Annotated in this window: 26 protein-coding genes; 15 read left to right on the top strand and 11 right to left on the bottom strand. The window is 65.2% G+C overall.

The window, feature by feature from the left end:
- The first annotated feature begins 67 nt into the window (after positions 1-67).
- The 3 genes from yidC (at position 68) to FBY31_RS07850 (ending at position 2,236) form a co-directional block, all read left to right on the top strand.
- Positions 68-889, top strand: a complete 822-nt coding sequence (gene yidC, locus FBY31_RS07860; RefSeq protein WP_142038960.1) for a membrane protein insertase YidC — start codon at positions 68-70, stop codon at positions 887-889.
- A 48-nt stretch (positions 890-937) separates the two neighbouring features.
- Entirely contained in the window at positions 938-1,495 is a 558-nt protein-coding gene (locus FBY31_RS07855) for a dihydrofolate reductase family protein (RefSeq protein WP_142038957.1), read from the top strand.
- 84 nt (positions 1,496-1,579) lie between these two features.
- Entirely contained in the window at positions 1,580-2,236 is a 657-nt protein-coding gene (locus tag FBY31_RS07850) for an SDR family oxidoreductase (protein ID WP_142038954.1), read from the top strand.
- On the opposite strand, the gene FBY31_RS07845 is transcribed toward FBY31_RS07850, so the two are convergent.
- Positions 2,229-3,434 (bottom strand): ROK family protein, encoded by a 1,206-nt coding sequence (locus tag FBY31_RS07845; RefSeq protein WP_142038951.1) that lies wholly within the window; start codon positions 3,432-3,434, stop codon positions 2,229-2,231. The two genes, FBY31_RS07850 and FBY31_RS07845, sit on opposite strands and share 8 nt — an antisense overlap.
- Positions 3,435-3,530: 96 nt before the next feature.
- Here FBY31_RS07845 and FBY31_RS07840 point away from each other — a divergent pair, with 96 nt between their 5' ends.
- Positions 3,531-5,243 (top strand): glycoside hydrolase family 13 protein, encoded by a 1,713-nt coding sequence (locus FBY31_RS07840; protein WP_142038948.1) that lies wholly within the window; start codon positions 3,531-3,533, stop codon positions 5,241-5,243.
- Positions 5,244-5,274: 31 nt separating this feature from the next.
- Complete coding sequence (locus FBY31_RS07835; RefSeq protein WP_142038945.1) at positions 5,275-6,216, top strand: aldo/keto reductase; 942 nt, start codon at positions 5,275-5,277, stop codon at positions 6,214-6,216.
- A gap of 80 nt (positions 6,217-6,296) precedes the next feature.
- On the opposite strand, the gene FBY31_RS07830 is transcribed toward FBY31_RS07835, so the two are convergent.
- Positions 6,297-6,914 carry a TetR/AcrR family transcriptional regulator gene (locus FBY31_RS07830; protein ID WP_235012965.1) on the bottom strand — a complete coding sequence of 206 codons (618 nt, stop codon included), beginning with the start codon at positions 6,912-6,914 and terminating at the stop codon, positions 6,297-6,299.
- 120 nt (positions 6,915-7,034) lie between these two features.
- Between FBY31_RS07830 and FBY31_RS07825 the strand changes: the two genes are divergently transcribed.
- From FBY31_RS07825 to FBY31_RS07780, 10 genes are all read left to right on the top strand, one after another.
- Entirely contained in the window at positions 7,035-7,547 is a 513-nt protein-coding gene (locus FBY31_RS07825) for a cupin domain-containing protein (protein ID WP_142038939.1), read from the top strand.
- 12 nt (positions 7,548-7,559) lie between these two features.
- The gene (locus FBY31_RS07820; RefSeq protein WP_235012964.1) at positions 7,560-8,672 is read left to right on the top strand and encodes a HoxN/HupN/NixA family nickel/cobalt transporter; all 1,113 of its coding nucleotides are present in this window, start codon (positions 7,560-7,562) and stop codon (positions 8,670-8,672) included.
- Positions 8,673-8,750: 78 nt separating this feature from the next.
- Positions 8,751-9,614 (top strand): HpcH/HpaI aldolase/citrate lyase family protein, encoded by an 864-nt coding sequence (locus FBY31_RS07815; protein WP_142038936.1) that lies wholly within the window; start codon positions 8,751-8,753, stop codon positions 9,612-9,614.
- 29 nt (positions 9,615-9,643) lie between these two features.
- Positions 9,644-10,582, top strand: coding sequence for a DUF2797 domain-containing protein (locus FBY31_RS07810; RefSeq protein ID WP_142038933.1), 939 nt, complete (start codon positions 9,644-9,646; stop codon positions 10,580-10,582).
- 73 nt (positions 10,583-10,655) lie between these two features.
- Positions 10,656-10,880 (top strand): DUF3188 domain-containing protein, encoded by a 225-nt coding sequence (locus tag FBY31_RS07805; RefSeq protein WP_142038929.1) that lies wholly within the window; start codon positions 10,656-10,658, stop codon positions 10,878-10,880.
- Positions 10,881-10,938: 58 nt separating this feature from the next.
- The gene (locus tag FBY31_RS07800) at positions 10,939-11,400 is read left to right on the top strand and encodes an FAS1-like dehydratase domain-containing protein (RefSeq protein ID WP_142038926.1); all 462 of its coding nucleotides are present in this window, start codon (positions 10,939-10,941) and stop codon (positions 11,398-11,400) included.
- A 2-nt stretch (positions 11,401-11,402) separates the two neighbouring features.
- Positions 11,403-11,840, top strand: coding sequence for a MaoC family dehydratase (locus FBY31_RS07795; RefSeq protein ID WP_142038923.1), 438 nt, complete (start codon positions 11,403-11,405; stop codon positions 11,838-11,840).
- 40 nt (positions 11,841-11,880) lie between these two features.
- A complete protein-coding gene (locus FBY31_RS07790) occupies positions 11,881-12,948 on the top strand; it encodes a UDP-N-acetylmuramate dehydrogenase (protein WP_142038920.1) in 1,068 nt (355 codons plus the stop codon).
- Positions 12,949-12,974: 26 nt separating this feature from the next.
- Positions 12,975-14,105, top strand: coding sequence for a winged helix DNA-binding domain-containing protein (locus tag FBY31_RS07785; protein WP_142038918.1), 1,131 nt, complete (start codon positions 12,975-12,977; stop codon positions 14,103-14,105).
- A 150-nt stretch (positions 14,106-14,255) separates the two neighbouring features.
- Positions 14,256-15,218: a type IV toxin-antitoxin system AbiEi family antitoxin domain-containing protein gene (locus FBY31_RS07780; RefSeq protein ID WP_142038915.1), complete on the top strand. Its 963-nt coding sequence runs from the start codon at positions 14,256-14,258 to the stop codon at positions 15,216-15,218.
- 85 nt (positions 15,219-15,303) lie between these two features.
- Here the strand turns inward: FBY31_RS07780 and asd are convergent, their stop codons facing one another.
- From asd to FBY31_RS07735, 9 genes are all read right to left on the bottom strand, one after another.
- The gene (gene asd, locus FBY31_RS07775) at positions 15,304-16,446 is read right to left on the bottom strand and encodes an aspartate-semialdehyde dehydrogenase (protein ID WP_142038913.1); all 1,143 of its coding nucleotides are present in this window, start codon (positions 16,444-16,446) and stop codon (positions 15,304-15,306) included.
- Between the two features lie 139 nt (positions 16,447-16,585).
- Positions 16,586-16,996, bottom strand: a complete 411-nt coding sequence (locus FBY31_RS07770) for a hypothetical protein (protein WP_142038910.1) — start codon at positions 16,994-16,996, stop codon at positions 16,586-16,588.
- Complete coding sequence (locus FBY31_RS07765; protein ID WP_142038907.1) at positions 16,993-17,634, bottom strand: hypothetical protein; 642 nt, start codon at positions 17,632-17,634, stop codon at positions 16,993-16,995. The genes FBY31_RS07770 and FBY31_RS07765 overlap by 4 nt, the downstream gene beginning before the upstream one ends.
- A gap of 21 nt (positions 17,635-17,655) precedes the next feature.
- A complete protein-coding gene (locus FBY31_RS07760) occupies positions 17,656-18,672 on the bottom strand; it encodes a WXG100 family type VII secretion target (RefSeq protein ID WP_142038904.1) in 1,017 nt (338 codons plus the stop codon).
- Between the two features lie 111 nt (positions 18,673-18,783).
- A complete protein-coding gene (locus FBY31_RS07755) occupies positions 18,784-19,002 on the bottom strand; it encodes an NF038396 family protein (protein WP_142038901.1) in 219 nt (72 codons plus the stop codon).
- A gap of 3 nt (positions 19,003-19,005) precedes the next feature.
- Complete coding sequence (locus tag FBY31_RS07750) at positions 19,006-19,590, bottom strand: dihydrofolate reductase (protein WP_142038899.1); 585 nt, start codon at positions 19,588-19,590, stop codon at positions 19,006-19,008.
- Positions 19,587-20,390 carry a thymidylate synthase gene (locus FBY31_RS07745; protein WP_142038896.1) on the bottom strand — a complete coding sequence of 268 codons (804 nt, stop codon included), beginning with the start codon at positions 20,388-20,390 and terminating at the stop codon, positions 19,587-19,589. Before FBY31_RS07745 ends, FBY31_RS07750 begins: the two co-directional genes overlap by 4 nt.
- Before the next feature lie 62 nt (positions 20,391-20,452).
- Complete coding sequence (locus tag FBY31_RS07740) at positions 20,453-21,421, bottom strand: NUDIX hydrolase (RefSeq protein ID WP_142038893.1); 969 nt, start codon at positions 21,419-21,421, stop codon at positions 20,453-20,455.
- Between the two features lie 11 nt (positions 21,422-21,432).
- Positions 21,433-23,682, bottom strand: coding sequence for an RNA degradosome polyphosphate kinase (locus FBY31_RS07735; RefSeq protein ID WP_142038891.1), 2,250 nt, complete (start codon positions 23,680-23,682; stop codon positions 21,433-21,435).
- Between the last annotated feature and the right edge of the window lie 27 nt (positions 23,683-23,709).

The following is a 23,709-nucleotide window of genomic DNA, read 5'->3' as shown; positions in this document are numbered from 1 at the left end:
CCCCCTGTTGCGTGACAAGCTCCCCGTTTCGCCGTAGCTTTGCGGCATCTGACGGATGGGGAAACGTATGGGCTTTCTTGACGAAATCATGGTTCCGTTCAGGTGGCTTGTGTCCGCGATCATGGTTGCCTTCCATGACGGACTGAGCGCCGTCGGCATGCCGGCGGCGAGCGGCTGGACGTGGACGCTGTCCATCATTGGGCTGGTGCTGGTCATCCGCGCCGCCCTGGTTCCCGTGTTCCTCCAGCAGGTGAAGGCCCAGCGCAGGATGCGGCTCCTGCAGCCGGATCTCATGAAGCTGCAGGAAAAGTACCAGGGCAAAAGCGACGCGGTGTCCCGCCAGGCGATGGCCCAGGAGCAGATGGCCCTGTACAAAGAGCACGGGACCAACCCCTTCTCGGCATGCCTGCCGATGCTGATCCAGGTGCCGTTCTTCCTCGCGCTTTTCCAGGTCCTGTCCGGCATCAGCACGCTGGCCCGGCAAGGGGAGGGGACAGGTGCCATGAGCCATGACCAGGTGGTGCAGTTCGACCAGTCCGCCATCTTCGGTGCCCCGCTCACCGCATCAGTGCTGCACGGCGGCGGGAACCAGGCAGCCGTCATCGTGCTGACCGTCCTGATGATTCTCGCCATGACCGCCGCGCAGTTCATCACCCAAAAGCTGATCCTCGCGCGGAACGTGCCCGCAGGTACCCCGGAACCGCCCTTTATGCGGCAGCAAAAGATCCTGCTCTACGTCCTGCCGCTGGTGTTCGGCCTGGGCGGCGTCCTTTTCCCCGTCGGCGTCCTGATCTACTGGACCGTCACCAACATCTGGACCATGGCCCAGCAGTTCTTCGTCCGGGACCGGCCGCACCCCGTCGGTGACGGCCGGCCGCACACAGCTTAGGGAACTCCTCCCCTTACGCAGACCCATCCGTACCGGCAGAATGGGCGCATGGGCCAGCTCATCTACTCCGGCATCACCTCCTTGGACGGCTACCTCGCGGACAGCCAGGGCAACTTCGACTGGAGCGCCCCGGATGAGGAAGTCCACGCCTTCGTGAACGACCTCGAGCGCGACGCCGGCACGTACCTTTTCGGGCGGCGCATGTACGAAGTCATGTCGGTGTGGGACACGATGGGCGGACCCGATGATCCGCCGGTCATCCAGGCCTTCGCCCGGATCTGGCGCGGGGCGGACAAAGTGGTGTACTCCTCCTCGCTCGCCGCTGCCACCACCGCCCGCACCCGCGTGGAGCGCAGCTTCGATCCCGATGCCGTGAGGGAGTTGAAGGCCGGCACGGAGCGCAGCATCGGCATTGGCGGCGCCACCCTTGCCGCCGTCGCGCTCCGTGCCGGGCTCGTGGACGAATGCCAGGTCTTCCTCAACCCGGTGACGGTAGGAGGGGGCTTGCGGTTCCTGCCCGATGGGCTGAACCTGCGGCTCGATCTCCTCGATGAGCACCGGTTCAGCAACGGCGTGGTGTACCTCCGCTACCGCTGCCTGGCCTGATTCCGTCCCTGATCGCGCTGGCCCCGGCCTGCGTTGCCGCCGCCCGGGTGTGGCATCTGCACGGCGGGGGAGCAGAATGGGGCCATGACCCGAATCGCAATCATCGGCGGCCACGGCAAAGTGGCCCTCCACCTGTCCACCCTGCTCACGGAAGAAGGCCACGCCGTCACCTCGTTCATCCGCAACCCGGATCATGCCGCCGAGGTCGCCGAAACCGGCGCAACGCCGTCGGCCCTGGACGTGGAGAATTCAACGACGGCGGTCATTGCCGAGGCGCTGCAGGGCCACGACGCCGTGGTCTGGTCCGCAGGCGCAGGCGGCGGAAACCCTGCCCGGACGTATGCCGTGGACCGGGATGCGGCCATCCGCTCCATGGACGCCGCAGCCCAGGCAGCAGTCAACCGCTATGTGATGGTCTCCTACCTGGGCGCCCGGAAGGACCACGGCGTGCCGGAGGGCCATGGCTTCTTTGCCTACGCCGAGGCCAAAGCTGCCGCTGACGAATACCTGCGCGGGACACGCCTTGCCTGGACCATCCTGGGGCCGGGGGCCCTGACGGACAAACCGGGCACCGGCATGATCAGGGTGGATCCGGATCCGGCGGGGGACCGGTCAACGTCGCGCAGCAACACGGCCATCGTGGCGGCCGCCGTGCTGGACCTGCCGCAGACGGCCCGCAAGACCATTGAGTTCTGCGACGGCTCCCTGCCGGTTGCGGCGGCGCTGGAATCGCTCAGCTGACTGCTCCCGCCAGTTCCAGGTCCAGGGAGTGTTTCTCCACGTAGTCCAGGGCGGCGCGGACGGCGCCCACGGTAACGATTGAATCGCCCAGCGGTGAGACTGCCACGCGCGGCGGTGTAGCGGTGAGACCCTTCAGCCGCTCGGCAATGGGTTCCAGCAGCACGCCGGCGGAATTGGCCACGGCACCGCCGATCACCACAAGCTCCGGGTTGAGCAACGTGGACACGGCACCGATGATGCGGGCCATCCTGTCCGCCAGGCGCCCCAGAATTTCCAGCGCCACTTTATCGCCGTCCGCGGCGGCGGCGAAAACATGCTCGGCCTCAGGCCCACCGTCGCGTGCGTGGGCGCTGAGGGATGACCGGGCCTTGCCGGCCAGCGCCTGGGCGGCCCAGGTCCTGGCAAGGCTCGCGATGCCGAACGTGTCGCCCACACCCTGGACATGCTCAAGGAACGCGAGTTCGCCCGCGCCGCCGCGGCTGCCGTGGAGCAGCCGCCCCCCGTCGATTACTCCCGCGCCGAAGCGTTCGCTGGCAAGGATCACCACCACGTCGTCGATTCCGGCGGCGGCGCCCTGCCAGCGCTCGCCCAGCGCCGCAAGGTTGGCGTCGTTTTCCAGCAGCACCGTCCAGCCGTGCCGGTCCCGCAGCGCCGACTTCAGGCCGACGTCGAACAATCCCCAGAAGTGCTGGGCCGCCAACACGTCCCCGTGGCGGTCCACCGGGGCGGCGATGCCGGCGCAGGCGGCGAGAACGGAAGCGGGGGAGACTCCCACCTGGTCCAAGGCCGCCAGAGCGGCGCGGTCAATCACCGAGATGCGCTCTTCGGCCGAGATCTCCGCTTCCGCAAACGGCTGGCTCGACCTGCCGAGGGTATTGCCCCGAAGGTCCGACACCACCACTGTTGCTTTGGAAATGCCCACGTCCATGCCCAGGACGTAGCCGGCGCGGTCATTAAGCTCGAACCGCCGGGCCGGGCGGCCCTTCTGGTACTCGCCGAAGGCCCGCTGGTTTTCCAGTTCACGGATCCAGCCGCGCTCCTTGAGGTCCTCGCAGACAGCGATGGCGGTTGCCCGGGTGAGCCCGGTGGCCTCCATGACTTCGGTGATCGTGACCATGGCGGCGGAGCGCATGAATTCAAGGACGGACCCGGCGCTGACCCGGCGCAACAGCTGCGGGGTGACCGTGGTTTCAGCCATGCTGTTGACCTTTCTGCGCATCGCGCCGGATAATGCTTGAGCAACTAAATTTAGACTCCAAATAAATATAGTCGACAAGAAGCAAAGGATCACCCCTTGTCCACCACCGCCACGCTGGCAACCCTGTCCGATTCCGACCGCCTGGCCGATCCGAACTGGTGGCGCCAGGCCTCCGTCTACCAGATCTACCCGCGCAGCTTCGCCGACTCCAACGGTGACGGCATCGGCGACCTTAAGGGCATCACCGCCAAGGTCCCGTACCTGACGTCGCTGGGGATCGACGCCGTCTGGCTGAGCCCGTTCTACCCCTCGGCCCTCGCTGACGGCGGCTATGACGTGGACGACTACCGCGACGTGGACCCAAAGCTGGGAACCCTGGCGGACTTTGACGAGATGGCCAAGGCGCTGCACGAAGCCGGCATCAAGCTGATTGCCGACATCGTGCCCAACCACTCCTCGAACCGGCACAAGTGGTTCCAGGAAGCGCTCGGCTCGCCGAAGGGCTCACCCGCCCGCGACCGTTACATCTTCCGCGACGGCAAGGGCCCCAACGGCGAGTTCCCGCCGTCGGACTGGGACTCCGTGTTCGGCGGCCCGGCCTGGGAGCGCATCACCGAACCCGACGGCACCCCCGGCCAGTGGTACATGCACATCTTCGCCAAGGAGCAGCCGGACCTGAACTGGTCCAACCGCGAAATCCGGGAGGACTTCCTCAAGACGTTGCGCTTCTGGTCCGACCGCGGCGTTGACGGCTTCCGTGTGGACGTGGCGCACGCGCTCACCAAGGACCTCACCGAACCGTTGCTGTCCAAGCTGGAACTGAGCGCGGCCAACACCGGAGTGGACGGATTCGACGACGGTTCCCACCCCTTCTGGGACCGCGACGAAGTCCACGAGATCTACGCCGAATGGCGCGAGGTGTTCAACGAGTACAACCCGCCGCGCACCGCCGTTGCCGAAGCATGGGTCCACGCCACCCGCCGGGCCCGCTACGCCAGCCCGCAGGGCCTTGGCCAGGCCTTCAACTTCGACCTGCTGCAGTCCGACTTCGACGCCGCCGAGTACAAGGAGATCATCACCCGCAACCTGGCCGAGGCTGCCGCCACCGGTGCCTCCTCCACCTGGGTGTTCTCCAACCACGACGTGGTCCGCCACGCCACGCGCTACGGGCTGCCGCAGCTTTCCAAGGGCAAGGCGCGCACTAAGGGCCAGGACGGCAAAGACTGGCTGCTCGCCGGCGGCCCCAAGGAGGAACTGGACGTGGAGCTCGGTGAACGCCGCGCCCGGGCCGCCACCCTGCTGATGCTCGCCGTGCCGGGTTCGGCCTACCTGTACCAGGGCGAGGAGCTGGGCCTCCAGGAAGTGGCGGAGATCCCGGAGTCCGAGCGCCAGGATCCTTCCTTCTTCCGGAACAAGGGCGTGGAAATCGGCCGTGACGGCTGCCGCGTCCCGTTGCCCTGGAAGGTGGAGGGAACGTCCTTCGGCTTCGGCGACGGCGGCGCGCACCTGCCGCAGCCGGACTGGTTCAGCAAGTACGCCGTCGAGGCGCAGGACGGCACCGAAGGATCCACCCTGGAGCTCTACCGTGCCGCACTGAAGCTCCGCCGCGAACTTCAGACTGACGAAAAGCTGGAATGGGTGGAGACCGGCAATCCGGAGCTCCTCCACTTCCGCCGCCCCAACGGCTGGCAGTCCGTGACCAACTTCGGGGACGCCGCAATCGAGCCGCCGGCAGGAAAGGTGCTGGTCAGCAGCGGCCCCCTTGAAGACGGCAAGCTGCCGGCCAACACCACTGCATGGCTGCGCTGATGCAGGAACGCGGCGGGAGCCGGGCCCACTGATGCAGGAACTGATATACGGCTGCATGGGCCTGGGCGGCAGCTGGTCCAAGGAGCCGCATGGTGCCGAGCATGTGGACGAGGCCGCTGCCGCCGTCGAGGCTGCCCTTGATGCCGGGATCACGCTATTCGACCACGCGGACATCTACCGCAGCGGCAAGTCCGAAGCGGTGTTCGGCCAGGTGCTGGCCGCCACGCCCGGACTCCGGGACCGGATCCGGCTGCAGACCAAGTGCGGGATCAGGCTGCATGAACGCGGCCTGCAAACACACTACGATCTCAGCCGTGAAGCCATCCTGGAGCGGGTCAGCGAAAGCCTGAAGCGGCTGCGCACGGACTACGTGGACATCCTCCTGCTGCACCGCCCGGACCCCCTGGCGGACCCAGCGGAGGTTGCTGCCGCGGTCGGGCAGCTGATGGCCGAAGGCAAGGTCCGGCAGCTGGGGGTGTCCAACATGTCCGGGGCCCAGATCGAGGCGCTGCAGGACCGGCTGGAAACTCCCGTAGTGGCCAACCAGCTGGAGATGAGCCTGTCCAAGCGGGCCTGGCTGGAAAGCCAGGTACTGGTGAACCACGCGGAGCACCTGGATTACAGCTTCCCGCACGGCACCCTGGAGTACTGCGTCCGGAACGGCATCACCCTGCAGGCCTACGGCTCCCTGGCCAAGGGCCTGTACACGGGCGCTGAACCGGACAGCCCCTCGTCCGCCGAGGCCGCAACCGCCGAGCTCGTGGCGGAACTGGCGGGCGAGTACGGCAGTTCCGGTGAGTCGGTGCTGCTGGGGTGGCTGATGAAACATCCGGCCGGCATCGCGCCGGTGATCGGAACGGTCAATCCCGGCCGGATCCGGGCGTGTGCCGACGCCGCCCGGGTGGCCCACACCATGAGCCGGGCGGACTGGTACCGGCTATGGGTGACTGCGCGGGGCAGCAACATCCCCTGACCCACCCCAACCAGACAGCAGCAGGTGCCGGTATGGAGCCTCATCACGGCACCTGCTGCTACCTGCTTTGGCGTCGAAGGTTACAGTCCGCCGACTCCTGCGTTCTCCGGCGCGGCGGCTTTGGGTGTTACCGGAGCGCGGGCTGCAGTTGTAATCAAGCTCAACATGACATCGACGGCATCATCATTCGGGAGCCCGTTGTCATGGCACAGTGATCGCCATGTCCAGAAGGACATCCCGTGGTTGAGGGTGGCGTAAAACCTTGGGTTCCTGTCCGGCTCCGGGAACGGCTCCGCCAGGATGTCCCGGAAGCGGGCGTTCCTGGTTTCGAGACCTGCGCGGTGTGTCTCCGGGAGGGCATTCCAGTCCCCATAAATCCGGGTGAGCATGGCCTCCCCGTCGCGGTAGAACCTGTAGAGATCGGACAGTCCAACGGTCAGGCGTTCGAGGGGATCGTTGTGCCGGGACCATTCGCCCGGGTCCGGCAGTTGCTGTTGGGAGAGCCAGTGCGAGGAGCAGGCGGAGAACAATGCCTCGTCGTCAGGAAAGTGCCGGTAAACCGTCAGCCTGGTAACACCTGCCTTTTCCGCGACACCGGCGATCGTTGTGCGGGCTGGCCCAATGGAACCATGCAGAGTCACGGCCGCATCGATGATGCGCTGGTGGGTACCGCTTATTTTTTCGGTCCTCTTGCCCATTTCGTAGCGGCGATTTTTGGATGAACGAGGGTGTTCACTCAATGTATTGACTCTGCTCCCTCCCGGGCGGACAATTTCGGTACACACCATTGTATATTGAAATTGAAGGGGCGGCCTGTTATGGAACTGGAAAGGGCTCCACGGCTCACAGTCGTGCAGCCGGGCCAGGGACGCGAAGGAAATCTCGGAACGATCGGAGTCGTCTTCAAGTTCTTCGGTGAGGACACCAATGGCCAGATCTCGGTTGTGGAGCACCCGTTCCCGGTCGGGGCCCTGGTTCCCCCGCACAGCCACACCAGGGAAGACGAGTACTCGATCGTCATTGAAGGCGAGATCGGATTCCGGTCCGGAGACCGTGAAGCGGTGCTCGGGGCCGGCGGCTACATCACAAAACCGCGCGGGGAGCTCCACACGATGTGGAATGCCGGCAAAGTACCCGCACGGATGATCGAGATCATCAGCCCGGCCGGGTTCGAGCATTTCTTCTGGGGACTGGCCGATCACTTTGAAGCGGGTCCGCCGGATCCCGAGTTCATCGGTAAAATGGCCGCCGAATACGGGCTTCAGTTCGCTGAGCCGCCCTGGCTGCCGGACGTCATCGCCCGGTACGGGCTGACTCCTCCGATGCGCTGACAGGACCAGGGCATGGGCATCCTGGCTGCGCTCGACCTCTCGAAACCGGCCGGCAGCGGCATCAGGGACGGGAAACTTCGCTCTCCCGTCACCGCCATGGCTCTCACCGTCATCGCGTTGCATGTGGTGGGCTGGGGTGTTCTGGTGTTCAGCATTGTTCCGCAGAACCTGCACATCAGCCCCACGCAGGTCTTCGGCGCAGGGATCGGGGCCGGTGCGTATCTGCTGGGCATGAGGCACGCTGTCGACGTCGACCATATTGCAGCCATCGACTGCACCACACGCAAGCTGATCGGTGAAGGCCACAGGCCGCTATCGGTCGGGTTCTGGTTCTCGCTTGGCCATTCCACCATTGTCTTCGGCCTGTGCACTCTGCTGGCCGCCGGAGCGCACTTCCTGGGCGGCGTGCTCGGGGAGAACGCCTCGCCGCTGCGCGAAGCCTTGGGGCTGGCAGGCTCGGCGGTATCAGGAGTTTTCCTCTATATCGTGGCCGCCCTCAACCTGCTCCTCCTGCTCCCCGCCGTGGCGGACCTCCGCAGTGTCCGGGACGGCCGGTCGCCGGATCCTCGGCGCGGCGCCCCTGCCGGGCTGATGGTCCCTATCCTGCGGCCGGTCATGCAGAGCATCACGAGGCCTTGGCAGATGTACGTTGTGGGCCTGCTTTTCGGCCTGGGGTTTGACACGGCCACTGAGGTCGCGCTGCTCGTCGTGGCGGTGGGCGCGGCGACAACCGCACTTCCCTGGTACGCCATTCTCATCCTCCCGACGCTCTTCGCCGCAGGCATGTGCCTGTTGGACACCTTGGATGGGTGGTTCATGAATCTCGCGTACGGGAGGGCATTCGCCAGCGCGGGCCGAAGACTCATGTACAACGCCGTACTCACCGGACTCTCTGCGGCGGTCGCCCTGAGCATAGGAACAGCCCAACTGATGTCGCTGACCGCTGTGAACCTGGATCTGGCCGGACTCGGATATGCGGTGGTTGGCCTGTTCGTACTTGTCTGGCTTGTTGCAGTCTGCGCGGGCCGGTTCCAGTCCGGCAGGAAGGCGAGCCTTGAACCGGGGAGATTAGGCCGAAATATTGCCAGTGCCAGTCCCGGGGATCCACAAGGGCTCCGGTCATAACCCGTTTAGTTAGTATTGATCCTCACAAGCGGGCCATTTTCTTCGCCCTGCTGGTTGCCGGGCGGATACGGTAGATACATGACGTCTACCATCGCCACCGAGACCGTAAGGCCGGAACGCAATATCCCAGCAGAGATCGCCCGCTCCTGGCTCCTCGTGAATGCCATGAAGACCGAGCTTTTTGACCAGTCGGCAGTGTCCCGCGCTGACTCGATCATCCTGGATATTGAAGATGCCGTGGACCCCTCGCAGAAGGACCAGGCCCGGAACAACGTCATCGACTGGCTCACCGCCGGCGGCAAGGCCTGGGTCCGCATCAACGACGCCACCAGCCCCTTCTGGGCCGACGATCTCGCGGGCCTGCGCGGCACCCCGGGCCTGCTCGGCGTGATGCTTGCCAAGACTGAATCCGCGGACCAGGTCACCGAAAGCTTCCACCGCATGGACGGCAAAACACCCGTCATCCCGCTGGTGGAATCCGCCGTGGGCATCGAGGAAGCCAACAACATCGCCAAGGCCCAGGGCGCGTTCCGCCTCGCCTTCGGTTCCGGTGACTTCCGCCGCGACACCGGCATGGCCGCCACCGCCGAAGCGATGGCCTACCCCCGCGCCAAGCTCGTCGTCGCCAGCCGCGTGGGCAACCTCCCGGGCCCCATCGACGGACCCACTGTGGGCACCAACCACCCCATCCTGCGCGAGCAGACCGGCATCACCGTGATGATGGGCATGACCGGCAAGCTTTGCCTGGCCATAGACCAGACTCCCGTCATCAACGAGGTCATCAGCCCCACGCCGTCCGACGTCGCCTGGGCCACCGACTTCATGGCCGACTTCGAAGCCAACGGCCGCGTCATCCGTGACGGCTCCGACCTGCCCCGCCTGGGCCGTGCCGAGAAGATCATGAAGCTCGCGGTAGCCTTCGGGGTGCAGCCCGCGCTGTAGCACCCGCAGATTTCGTCCCAGGAGACCCCGTGACCGATACGCCCTATCTGGTCCACGGGGTCTCTTGGCCTGCCGCGCCTGATGCTCCCGGCGCGCCTGGATCCCCACCTGTGCTGCGGCAGCAGGCCCCGGATGGCACCTTCACTGAAACAGCGCTCGACGCCGGCACACGCCTGGGCTTCCGGCTCGCCACCGAAGGGAAGTCCTGCCTGGGCCACCACCGGGTGCACGGCCCCGGCCGCCGCGACCACATCCTGTGCAGAGGCCGGTCCCTGGCTGCCCGCGGACACCAGTGCGAACGGTGCTTTGTGGCGGACGACTTCCGGCTCATGCACGACTTCCATCGGGGCGGCGGCGTCCCGCCCGGGCTGCGCAGCTACCTCATGCAGCCGCACTGGCTCTACGTTGCCACCTTCGCGAACGGGGCCAGCAAGGTGGGGACCGCGTCCAATCTTCGAAAGTGGCAGCGGCTCGCCGAACAGGGCGCCGTGGCTGCCAGCTACATCGCCCATGCCGCCGACGGCCGCGTGGTGCGCATCCTGGAGGACCTGGTAACGCGCGACGGCGGGCTGCCGCAGCAGGTGCGGTCGGCTGCAAAGGCTGCCGCCCTGGCCGCTCCGGCACCCGCGGACCGGCTCAGTTCCCGCAACACTGAGCTGGCCGAAGACGCGCGCCAGCTTCTATCCGGCGCGGATGAAGACGGCTTTGAGGTGGTGAGGGAAACCTGGAGCAGGCCGCCGCTGGCAGGGCGTTTGTGTTCCGAGACCGCCCGCCACACCTACCCGCATGCATTGGATTCAGGGGCCCATGGATTTACCATCCGCTCCGTCTGCGGCAGCTTTCTGCTGGCCACCCTCAATGACAGCGGCCTGGAGTTCGTGCTGGACTTGGGCCGGCTCAAAGGCCGCACCATCGAACTGGGCAATTACAGCTCGGAGGTACCGGCAGTCCAGGAAGCGCTGTTCTGAGCACTGCACCCGCGCCCTCGTTGCCGGCCCCTGGTCGCCCCTTGCTTCGGGCGCTGCCCGATAGAATGGCAAGGTGCTGAACGAATTCTGGGCCACCGCGCCAACCCGCTACAAAGTCCTGGTCTTCAGCGCGATGGGACTGATCGCCGTCGGCATCATCCTGAACCTCATCGGCAACACCAGCGGCAACCAGGCGCTGGCCTTGGCGTCCCTGCCGCTGATCGGGCTGGGACTCGTCCTGCACATCGCGGGAATCGTGGTCCGCGGCCAGGCCATCCGGAAGAACCTCCGCCGGTAACCTTTCCGGCCGGTCTCCCTTTTCGGCCGCTCAACAGCCTGACGATAGGCTTGAGCCCATGACTATCAATCCCGACCTGCAGGGCAGAAGCTACCCTGCCGCAGAGGTGTACGACGTTGGCCGCGAGAAGATCCGCGAATTCGCCCGCGCGGTCAAAGCCACCCACCCTGCACACTTCGACGTGGACGCCGCCAAGGCGCTGGGCCACGCCGACCTTGTGGCCCCGCCGACGTTCGCCATCATCATCGCCCAGCGTGCCGACGCCCAGCTCATCGAGGACCCGGAGGCCGGCATCGACTTCTCCCGTGTGGTCCACGCCGACCAGCGTTTCACCCACCACCGCCCCATCTTCGCCGGCGACCGGCTGGTGGCGGAACTCCACGTGGACGGCGTCCGGGCCATGGGCGGGGGAGCGATGATCACCACCCGCTCGGAGATCTTTGCCCTCGGTTCCGGCGATTCCAGGGAGCCCGTCACCACCACCACGTCATCCATCCTGGTCCGCGGAGAGGGACAGTAGCCATGAGCCTCAGCATCCACGAACTCAGCCCCGGCCAGGAGATCGGCAGCCGCACCGTCGAGGTCACCCGCACCGACCTGGTCAAGTACGCCGGGGCGTCCGGCGACTTCAACCCGATCCACTGGAATGAGGCCTTCGCCACCGGCGTGGAACTGCCCGGCGTCATCGCCCACGGCATGTTCACCATGGGCTCCGCCGTCCAGCTGGTCACCGACTGGGCGGGCGACCCGGCCGCCGTCGTCGACTTCCAGACCCGCTTCACCAAGCCCGTCCTGGTCACCGACACCACCGGAACCGAAGCGCCCGGCGCCACCATTGAGGTCACCGGCCTCATCGGAAAGCTCGACGCCGAGGCCAACACGGCCCGTATTGACCTCACCGTTGTTTCGGCAGGCCAGAAGGTCCTGATGAAGGCCCAGGCCGTCGTCCTGCTCAGCTGAGCCGGGAAGCGTGTCCCCCTTTCGGCGATAGGGTTGTCTGGTGACTTCCACCTTGCTTTCCCAGCTCACCACGGCCGCCGTCGGAGGCCCAGCGGGCACCTTCATCGAGGCCCGCACCGAGGCTGAAATCATCGACGCCGTCCGCACCGCGGACGGCGCAGGGGAGCCGCTGCTGATCATCAGCGGCGGCTCCAACCTGCTGATTTCCGACGACGGGTTCCCCGGTACGGTCATCAAGATCGCCTCGGAAGGGTTCACGGTCAACGCGGAGGATTCCTGCGGCGGCGTGGCGGTAGTGGTGCAGGCCGGCCACAACTGGGACAAGCTGGTGGAGCACGCGGTTCTGCACGCCTGGTCCGGGATCGAAGCCCTCGCCGGCATCCCGGGCTCCACCGGGGCAACCCCGGTGCAGAACGTCGGCGCCTATGGTTCGGATGTGTCCCAGACCATCGCTGCCGTGCGCACCTGGGACCGCGAGCGGAACGCCGTCAAGACTTTCACCAACTCCGAGCTGAAGTTCGGCTACAGGGACTCCATCCTCAAGCAGACCACCGTCAACGGCTCACCCCGCTATGTGGTGCTGACGGTTGAATTCCAGCTGCCCATTGGGCGCATGAGTGCACCCATCCGATACGCGGAGCTGGCCCGGTCGCTGGGGGTGGAGCAGGGAAAGCGCGCTTACGCCACTGATGTGCGCCGGGAAGTGCTGCGGCTGCGGGCCTCGAAGGGCATGGTGTGGGATCCGGAAGACAGGGATACCTACTCCACGGGTTCGTTCTTCACCAACCCCATCGTCCCGGCGGAGGTGGCCGCGGCGCTGCCGGAAGGGGCCCCGCGGTACCCTGCGGGCCAGGACGGGCTGGTGAAGCTCTCCGCTGCCTGGCTGATCGATCAATCCGGCTTCAGCAAAGGCTTTGGCCTGGAGCCGGGCAGCGTCAGCGGCGGCCGGGCGTCCCTCTCCACCAAGCACACCCTCGCCATCACCAACCGCGGCTCAGCCAAGGCCGCTGACGTGGTGGCGGTGGCCCGCGAGGTGCGTGCCGGCGTCGAACGGCGCTTTGGAATCGAACTGCATCCGGAACCGCTGCTTATAGGCCTGGAACTGTAGCGCGCTCCTGACCATAAGATGGGGCCATGGCTGCGAAGGAGGGGGTCCATCTTGACCGTCGAACGCTGGGCAGGCTTCGGCTCGTGTCACAACGGCTGCTCCCGCTCCACACTGTTCCGCGGCAATCGCACACCGCTGCTTCCATAGCTGAAACTGTCCGCTGGATGACGGCGATGCAGGCCCAGGACCTGCAGGCCGTCCTATGGGCCGTGGGCGCCAGGGTTCCCGGTGCCGGTCTCGCCGATGTCCGCTCCGCCCTTGATTCCGGTGCTGTAGTGCGCTCGTGGCCGATGCGCGGGACGCTGCACGTGGTGGCGCCGGAGGACCTGCACTGGATGCTGGACCTTACTGCAGAACGCCTTACCAAGGGCATCGCGGGCCGGCACCGTGAACTGGGCATCGCGTGGGCGGACATCGAGAAGTGCCGGGACCTGGCCCTGGAACGGGTAGCCGGCCGCGGTTCCATCAGCCGCGGGGAGCTCTTCCAGGTTTTCGACGCCGCCGGGCAGCCCACGCAGGGCCAGCGGGGCATCCACATCCTGGGCACCCTATGCCGGCACGGCTGGCTGGTGCAGGGACCGCTGGCGGGAAACCAGCAGCTGCTGGTGGACTTCGAAAGCTGGATCCCGGTCTCGCGCCGGCTTGAGCGGCAGGAGGCCATCGCCGAGTTCGCGCTGCGCTATTTCCGGAGCCACGGACCTGCCACCATCCGGGACTTCGCCTGGTGGACGCAGATTCCCCTGACAGAGGTCCGGGCCGCGTTCGAGGAGGCCAAAGACCAGCTGGTGGAGCTGGAGTTCGAGGGTGCAAGCTTCTGGCTGTCACCGGAGACAGCGTCATTGCTCGACGGCGGTGTGCCCGGCCAGCGCTCCGTCCTCCTTCTGCCCGGGTTCGACGAGTTTGTGCTGGGCTATACGGACCGGAGCCTGGTCCTGAAGCCCGAGCACGCCAACAAGATCGTCCCCGGCGGTAACGGCGTCTTCAAGAAGACTGTGGTTGCCGGCGGAGAGGTGATTGGCACGTGGGCCCGCGAAGGCACCAGCGCGAGTGCCGCCGTCGTGCCTGAACTCTTTGGTGACGGCAAGCCTCCGGGGCCCGCTGCCCAGGCAGCGTTCGCCCGTGCCGCCCAGCGCTACGAAGCGTTCCTGCGGTCCTGAAACATGAGCGGCCCTGGCCCGCTTGGGCGGTGCTGGGCAGCACCGTTCAAGCGGCTTAGGCCCGCCCATGTAGTTCGTGGCACGGGCGTTTGTCCACATCCGGGCGCTCCACCATTCCAGTCTGGGCGGGAGGCAGGGAGTGTTGGACCCATGAAAGCCGATAGAATCCGGGCGCTGGTTGAGGAGCGGTGGCCTGACATGCCAGTAGCGTCGACTCAACAACTGGCCGCTGCGGGACTCGAGGACAGGATTTTGACGGCGGCAGTGTGCGGCGGCACGGTCCTGCGCCTCCGGCGGGGCGCATACGTCCGGAGCTCGCATTGGCAGGGACTCAAGCCCTGGACCCGGGACAGCCTGCTTATTCAGGCCCATCAACTCTCTACCGGGGGCCTTGCACTGTATAGCCACCTGAGCGCGGCCCGGCTGCATGAATGCCAGGTGTGGAATGTTGGACCGCTTATCCACGTCACCACGAGCTACGCCAACTCGCGGAAAAGCGCTGGGATGGATGTCAGGACCCACCGCGCGCTCCTGGGTGAAGGGGACATCACCACGCTTTGGACCCCGGACGGCCGGGAAATCACGGTGACCAGCCTGGAAAGGACGGTCCTGGACTGCGCCCGGATCCTGCCGCTCGAACAAGCCGCTGTCATTGGCGATCATGCCTTGCGCAAGGGTGCCGATCCCGGCGAGTTGCAGCGACGACTGGAGCAGGGGCCGGAGAAACGGGGGAGCCGTCGTGCCCGCCAGCTGCTGGACGCGTTGGACGGACGCTCCGAATCGGCAGGTGAGACCCGAACCCGGCTCCTGCTGAACTCGTTCGGTATGAAGAAATTCATTCCGCAGGTTGAGATTCCCACGCGCAGCGGGCTTTTCCGGACGGATTTTGCCGATATCGCAGCGAGGATCATTATCGAGTTTGATGGCGCCGGGAAATACACGGATTACCGGCCCGCTGAGGAGGTTCTTCTCGCCGAGCGCCGGCGGGAGAACGCGCTCATCGAAGAGGGATGGTCGATGTTTCGGCTTGAATGGAAGCACCTTGACCGGCCCGCAGAGCTGAAGCACCGCCTCCAGGCGATGGCGGAGCGCCTCCGTGGGATGTCGGCCTGAAAACAAAAGCGGCCCTGCCCCGCTTGAGCGGTGCTGGGCAGCACCGTTCAAGCGGCTTAGGGCCGCCGTTGCGAAGAATCCGGGGTTACAGGTTTCCGGTGGCGATGTTGAGCATGCGGCGCAGCGGCTCGGCGGCGCCCCACAGGAGCTGGTCGCCCACGGTGAAGGCGCTGATGTACTGCGGGCCCATCTCCATCTTGCGGATGCGGCCCACGGGGATGTCCAGGGTGCCGGATGCGGCCACCGGGGTCAGCTCCGCCATGGACGCTTCCTTCTTGTTGGGCACTACCTTGGCCCACTGGTTGTCTTCGTCGAGCAGCTTCTCGATCTCGGCAACGGACAGGTCCTCGCGGAGCTTGAGGGTCAGGGCCTGGGAGTGGGAGCGCATGGCGCCGATGCGGACGCAGAGGCCGTCCATGATGACGCGGTTCTCGCTGGAGGTGCCGAGGATCTTGTTGGTCTCGACCCCGGCCTTCCACTCTTCCTTGGACTGCCCGTTGCCCAGGTCCGCGTCGATCCAGGGGATCAGGGAGCCGGCCAGGGGAACGCCGAACTGGGTGGCGTCGATGGCCGTGCGCTGGTGGGCCAGGACCTTGCGGTCGATGTCCAGGATGGCCGACGCCGGGTCGTCCAATTCGGTGCTGACCTCGGCGTTGAGTGTGCCGAACTGGCTGAGGAGCTCCCGCATGTGCCGGGCGCCGCCGCCGGAGGCCGCTTGGTAGGTCATGGAGGTGCCCCACTCCACCAGGTTGTTCTTGAACAGCCCGCCCAGGCCCATCAGCATGCAGGACACGGTGCAGTTGCCGCCGATGAAGTCCTTGGTGCCGTTGACCAGGCCCTTGTCGATCACGTCGCGGTTGATCGGGTCCAGGACGATGATCGAGTCGTCGTTCATGCGCAGGGTGGAGGCGGCGTCGATCCAGAGGCCGTCCCAGCCGCGGCTGCGCAGTTCGCCGTGGACCTGCTTGGTGTAGTCGCCGCCCTGGGCAGTGACGATAATGGGCAGCTTCGCGAGGGTGTCGATGTCGAACGCGTTTTCGAGCTTGCCTACACTGCCTTCTGCTATACCAGCAAGTGACGGCGCGGCACCTCCCGCGTTGGAGGTGGAGAAGAACACCGGGTTGATGTTGGCGAAGTCGCCCTCATCCTGCATGCGCTGCATGAGGACGGAACCGACCATGCCGCGCCATCCGACCAGGCCGACGGAAGGGGTAGCTGCTGTAGTCATTCGTACAGTTTAGACTTCGGAACCGGTACGGCGCAGTCGGTTACGTCACGCCGTTGTTCAGCTTTGGAGCCGCAACGGACGACGGCCGCCTTGCCTGGCCGCGACTTAAGTTCTGTCGGCCAAATTGCTGATTGATTCCCTACCACTCGGTGCTGCTCGACCGACGGGTAGGCGGCTGGAGCGTTTTTCCGGCCGCCTTCCGGAGGCGTGCCGCTTTGCGTTCCTTGAAGTAATAAGCCCATGAGGTTGGCACCAGGAAAAGTACAATCGCGCAGCTGATGATGAATTGCGGCCAGTTGGTGACCCCTTCGCCGGTGAGGAGAATGATGGCGCCTCCAACGACAATGGCAGAGAACAGTGAAATCAAGATGGCGAGGAAGAGTAGACCGCCAGCCGAATTAATCGGCTGGATGGCACTGCCGGTTGAGCCCTTGTAGACCCCGTATTCCTCGACCGTGAGCCCCTGCTTCGCTGCCTCCAGTTCTATCTGGCGCTTGTAGTAGCCCTTTCGCCGGGAGGGCCGCCCCATTCCGGGAGACTCGTTGCTCATCGGGTTTCTCCCCGGGTTTCCCGGATCCGGGCCAGGAGGCCTGAAGTATCCAGGCCTGTGGTTTCTTCGACGTCCGTTGTGGGATCGACGACTTTGGCGACCGCCCAGCCGGGACCGTCTGGTCGGATGAGGAGGTGGTCTTCGCCCGAGACCGACTTAACCCGGATGAATGCTGTCCCCTCGGGATGAGTTCGGGTATGTTCCTCGATGAGGGAGAGTTGAGCGTCTGCGCCGTCAATATCGGGCTGCTGGGCGAAGACGAACCACGTGCCAAGGGTTCTGGGCTGCATCAGCAGCGATACCTTGTCGGACTCCACATGCACAACGGTGTCAGTTTTCTCGCCGTCAACAAGACTGATTTCGGTCCAGCGGTAAGCCTTGGACAAGGCATAGGCGGTGGGTATCGCCGGACCTTCCAGTTCAAGGTCGTCGTCAACGCTCGCAAAGCCCCGGCCCAGAAGCGAAGATCCTCCAGCGACACAGATCGGATCGGACTGGACTTCCGCTTCAAGCCGCAGGACCTGCCCCGACTTTTTTGCAGCGTCGGTATCAAACCTTCTGATCAGGTAGGCGATTTCGGCAAAGCCGAAGCCGACTACAGTTTCCGGCGACTCAGTGGAATGGATGCTGGTTGTCACGAAAATTATCCTTAAGTTGAACTATCCGAACCCGAGGAAGCTGGCGGCGCCCCTGCCGAGGTCTGCCAGGTTCTCGCCAGTGTCTTCGACGAATTTGCCTGGATCCTTCACGGCGCTGGCCACCGTGTCCACAACGTTGCCGGCCGCATCATTCACGAACTCCTTGACCGCCGGGATCTCGTAGACAGCGATTCCCGCACTGACCACCGTACAGATGGTTCCTGCAGGCGGGGGAAGGAAGCACGCTACGCCGAGGGCGGCCTTTGCGCCCGACCAAACGGCATCTTCCGTCTTACCTGCCGCAATATATCCGGCGGCGTCGAATGCGTTCAGGCCCACGCCGGCCCAACCCAGGCCACGGCCGAGCCCGCCCTTCCCAAGGCTCTCCAGGACTGGGCCATGGCCTTTGAACAGCCAGGTGCTTTCCTTGAATACTCCGCCGAATTGATTCAGGGCCGGGACGTATTTCTGGAGATTCTTGAGCCCGAGGAGATCGGTGCCTGAATCCAACAAGTTGTAGGTGACGCTGTTGGCAGGGAGCTTGGCCCAGCGGGTAGCGTCAGTGAACTCGTCGAGACCTTTGGAAGCCATCGCGGCCAAACCGAAAACATTCTTGGGTAGGTCCAAAGCGTTCTTGAACTGGCTACGAATCGCCCATCCGTCCCGGAACGGCGAACCCTTGGCCAGCCAGTCCGGCCCCCAAGGATTCTCCGTCGAACCGGAACCGGACCCGGCAGGGATGTGACCACCACCAGATCCGGGCTCGCCGTCGCTGGCTTCCTCCTGCTGGTTCGCGTTCTCCAGGAGCTTCTTCGACTCCTGCTTGAGCGCGAAGGCAGCCTGCTGGAGCATGGCCCGGTGGCTGCCGTTCCACTCAGAACGGAACGCAACGGCGTCCTGGCCCTTCCACGACGTCGTGCTGTTGATGTGGCTTGTCAGCTGCGTGGATTGCTGCAGCAGCAGGTCAGCCGTCTTGCCGAACTGCTGCGCCAGCGTCCGCAATTCGGCAACGTCGGCCCCCCACAAATTCCCTGCCACCAGGTGTTCCCCCAAATGTTCAAACGGCTGCGCCTTAAGATGCAGGCACCAGCTTAGTTACGACCCCCGACGTGCGCGATGGGGTGTCCTCCCCATGCGCTGCCGAAGCGGCTACCCTCGGTCGGGCTCCTCAAGGACAGCAGCTTTCCTGGCCCGCAAGGCGAAGAAGGCGCCGAAGGCGAAGACCTGCGTCACCACCACCAGCACGATGGCCCCGGCGATCTTGTTACCGCCCAGGATCATGGTGAACCCCACAATGGCGGACAACAGCGCCAGCAGGGGGAGCAGCATGTAACCCAGCACAAAGAGGGTTTCCGGTTTCTTCAACATTCCTTAGCCCTCAGTCCGTGACCATTTGGTGAATCTGTAGCGTGTACCGTTGGCCGCCGTCAGCCAGCCGTCCGGCGGGACGGAAGCGGAAGCCTCCCAACCGGTGCCAAGCTCGGGAGCGAAAGTGTCGCCGTCAGCATCAACGTCGATGGTGGTGACCACCGCGACGTTCGCAAGCTCGGTGGACTGGCGGAATATCTCACCGCCGCCCAGGATCCAGACGGTTTCCCCGCCGTCGACGAACTGCGACTCAAGCAGCGCGTCATCAAGGGAAGGAACCACGACGGCGCCCTCCGCCTCAGGCGTATCCGCCCAGCTTTTCTGCCGGGTAATCACGATGTTGGTGCGGCCGGGCAGGGGACGGAACTTGTCCGGGAAGGACAACCAGGTCTTGCGGCCCATCACCACGGGATGGCCCATGGTGAGCCGGTTGAAGTGCTTCAGGTCCTCGGGCAGGTGCCAGGGCATATCGCCGTCCTTGCCGATAACCCCGTCGGGCGTCTGCGCCCACACCATGCCTACGCCGGTCACCGATGCGGCCAGCCCTTCGGTAAAGGACTGCGGATCGGTGGTGTTCTCCGTACTCATACCGCGATCGGGGCCTTGATCGTGGCGTGGTGCTGGTAGCCCACCACTTCGAAGTCCTCAAGCGTGTAGTCAAAAATCGAAGCCGGCTTACGGCTGATTTTCAGCTGCGGATACTCGTACGGCTCCCGGTCCAGCTGCTTGAGGACCTGGTCCATGTGGTTTTCGTAGATGTGCACGTCTCCGCCGGTCCACACGAATTCACCCGGCTCCAGCCCCACCTGCTGGGCCACCATGCAGGTGAGCAGCGCGTAGGAGGCGATGTTGAACGGCACGCCCAGGAACATGTCCGCGGAGCGCTGGTACAGCTGGCAGGACAGTTTGCCGTCTGCCACGTAGAACTGGAAGAACGCGTGGCACGGCGGCAGGGCCATGTCGTGGAGTTCGGACACATTCCACGCTGAGACGATATGCCGGCGGGAATCCGGGTTGGACTTGAGGTTCTCGATGAGCTCGGCGATCTGGTCGATGTGGCCGCCGTCCGGCGTGGGCCAGCTGCGCCACTGGACACCGTACACAGGGCCCAGGTCCCCGTCCGCGTCCGCCCATTCATTCCAGATGGTGACGCCCTGGTCCTGCATCCATTTGATGTTCGTTTCGCCGCGCAGGAACCACAAAAGCTCCACCGCCACGGACTTGAAGTGGACCCGTTTGGTGGTGATCAGCGGGAAGCTTTTCGAGAGGTCAAAGCGCATTTGGCGCCCGAAAACGCTGGTTGTTCCGGTCCCGGTACGGTCCGATTTATGCGTGCCGGAAGCCAGGACATCGCGCAGGAGGTCTTCATAAGGCGTTGGGATGCTCACGCCTAAAGTCTACTTTGCATACCGGGCGGCGCGGCCCAAGGCAGCACCCCGGGCGCCACAGGTCAGTCGTCGAAGGGCTTGAACTGCTCCACGGCCACCACCCGGTTTTTGGCATCCGGGGCTACGTGGCACACCACGAGTTCGCCCGGGGAGAGGTATGGTTCCTCCGCCGGCAGGAGTGCGCTCATGTGCCGCGGCATGTGTTCGGTCAGCTGCCCGAACACAGTGGGCAGCGCCGGGCGGTGCGTGCACAGGACCACCGGCCGCTGCTTATCGAACAGGGCCTCTACGACGGCGGCGGTTTTCTTCGGGTTCCGCTCATGCCGGTGTTCGGTCAGCGCTTCGGCCAGTTTCACTTTGGCGCCCGCCGCCTTCGCATACGGGGCAACCGTGGCCACGCACCGGAGCCACGGGCTGGTGACCACCCGGGGCGGCTTCCACGCTTGGAGCAGCCGGCCCACAGCTTTCGCCTGGCGGTTTCCGGTGGCCGCGAGCGGACGTTCCCCCTCCGCCTTGGACCAGGACGAGCGGGGCTTCGCCTTCGCATGGCGGAGCACCAGGAGGGGCCAGGTGTTCAGCTCGCCGCGCTCATGGGCGTCCCGCAAGTACTCGAGCGGCGCGACGTCGGAGGGGTTGGACAGCAGCCGGGCCGCCTTGTCGGGGGCACACCACATCACGCTGTCCACCTCCTTGCCGTCCGGCACAAGCTTGCCGCCGTTGACCCTGACTGCCCAGTAGTAGACCACCTTGAGGCCGGAAGCCACGTGGTAGTGGATGGGGGGTAACGGTATGCCCAGTGAGGCGGACAGCCCAATCTCCTCCCACACCTCGCGGACGGCGCACTCAGGGACGGTCTCGCCGTCGTCAATCTTTCCCTTGGGCCAGGACCAGTCGTCATAACGGGGCCGGTGGATCAACAGGACTTCAAGCTGGTCCTTGTTGAGACGCCACGGCAGGGCACCGGCAGCCGTGACGGCTACCGGTTCGTCTGGGTGGTCTGTCTGGTCTGCTACGAGTGCGTCGCTCGACAAAACCGCGGCCCTTACCGTCGGCTCAGGCTGCGTTGCCGTGGCCGCGATGCCAGCAGGAAGGACTGGACGTCCTCAAGCGGCCTGCCGTCCTCGCCCAGATGATGGCGCGTCCACTTCCCCTCGTTATCCAGGTGCCAGCTGGCGGTTTCCGGCGCCATGTAACGGCTTATCATGTCCAGGACATACTGGATGTCGTCAGCGCTGGCCAGCTGGACCAGGGCCTCCACCCGGCGGTCCAGGTTGCGGTGCATCATGTCAGCGGAGCCGATGTACACCACCGGGTCCCCGCCGTTGGCGAAGGCAAACACGCGGGAGTGCTCCAGGAACCTGCCCAGGATGGAACGGACGGTGATGTGGTCGCTGAGCCCCGGAACCCCCGGGCGCAACGAGCAGATGCCGCGCACCACCACATCCACCTTCACACCGGCCTGCGATGCCCGGTACAGCGAGTCGATGATGGCTTCGTCCACCATGGAGTTGACCTTGATCTGGACACGGCCCGGCAGCCCGGCCCGGGCATTCCGGATCTCGGTCTCGATCCGGTCGATCAGCCCCGAGCGCACGGAACGCGGAGCGACCAGAAGGCGCTTGAAGGTTGACTTGGGCGCATAGCCGGAGAGCTGGTTGAACAGCTTGGACAAGTCCTCGCCCACCTGGTCATTGGCTGTCAGGAGACCGAGGTCCTCGTAGTAGCGGGCAGTCCGGGGGTGGTAGTTGCCGGTGCCGATATGGCAGTAACGGCGCAACCCGTCCACTTCCTGGCGTACCACCAGCGAGAGCTTGCAGTGCGTTTTCAGGCCCACGATGCCGTACACCACGTGCACGCCCGCCTGCTCCAGCTTGCGGGCCCAGGAGATGTTCGCCTGCTCATCAAACCGGGCCTTGATCTCCACGAGGGCAAGTACCTGCTTGCCGGCCTCGGCAGCATCAATCAGGGCGTCCACAATGGGGGAATCGCCCGAGGTGCGGTACAGGGTCTGCTTGATGGCCTGCACCTTGGGATCCGCTGCCGCCTGCTCCAGGAACGCCTGCACGGAGGTGGAAAACGAATCGTACGGGTGGTGGAGCAGGATGTCCCGGCGGCGCATGGCCGCGAAAACGTTGGCTGCCTTGGACGTCTCGGACTCGTTGAGGTACCGGGAGGTGTGCGGGACGTGCTTGGGGTAGTGCAGGTCCGCGCGGTCGATGCCGGCAATGACCGACAGGCCGCGGAGGTCCAGGGGTGCGGGGACCGAGTAGACCTCGGATTCCTCAACACCCAGTTCACGGATCAGCAGTGCCCGGATGTTGGGGTTGATGTCGTTGGTGACCTCAAGCCGGACAGGAGGGCCGAAGCGCCGGCGCAGGAGTTCCTTTTCCAGCGCCTGCAGGAGGTTCTCGGCGTCGTCCTCTTCGACCTCCACGTCCTCATTGCGGGTAACACGGAAGGTGTGGTGCTCCAGGACCTCCATGCCGGCGAACAGCCTGTCCAGGTGGACGGCAATAACTTCCTCGAGGGCGATGAAACGGGCCACCCGGCCAGCCACGGCACCGGCACGCGGGCCGTCAATGGAAATGAGCCGCGGCAGCTGGTCCGGCACCTTCACGCGGGCGAAGAGCTCTTTGTCGCTCACCGGGTTCCGGACCACCACGGCCAGGTTCAGCGAAAGCCCCGAAATGTACGGAAACGGGTGCGCCGGGTCCACAGCCAGGGGCGTCAGGATGGGGAACACTTTTTCGGCGAACATCTGGCTGAGCTGCTGCTTGGCGGCGTCATCCAGTTCATTCCAGTGCATGAGGTGGATGTGCTCGTAGGCCAGTGCCGGGCGGATCTGGTCGGCGAAGACCTGCGCGTGGCGCTGCTGGAGCCGGTGTGCTTCCTCGCCGATCTTTTCGAGCACCTCCACCGGGCTGAGCCCGGCGGGGGAGGGAACAGCCAGCCCCGTGGCAATGCGGCGTTTCAGTCCGGCCACGCGGACCATAAAGAACTCATCCAGGTTGGACGCGAAGATGGAGAGGAAGCTGACGCGCTCCAGCAGGTGCAGGGTTGGATCCTCGGCCAGTTCCAGGACCCGGGAGTTGAAGCTGAGCCAGCTCAGTTCACGGTCCAGGAAACGGTCCGGGCGGATATCCCCTTCAGGTTCCAGGTTGGGCGCAAAGTCCGGGATGTCTATCCGGTCCTGGGTGGCCCGCGACGCCGGTACCTCCGAGGAGCCGAAGCGCGCGCGCACCGGGACTGGAGCCTCTTGGGACGTGGCTGCTCCGGAAGGTTCCGGGTTCATGGCATCTCCTTTACCTGGCGCTTGATG

It is taken from the genome of Arthrobacter sp. SLBN-100 (assembly GCF_006715305.1).
In the GTDB taxonomy this organism is placed as follows: domain Bacteria; phylum Actinomycetota; class Actinomycetes; order Actinomycetales; family Micrococcaceae; genus Arthrobacter.
Note: the sequence above shows the minus strand (reverse complement) of the source record. Positions and strands in the feature narration are given on the sequence as shown.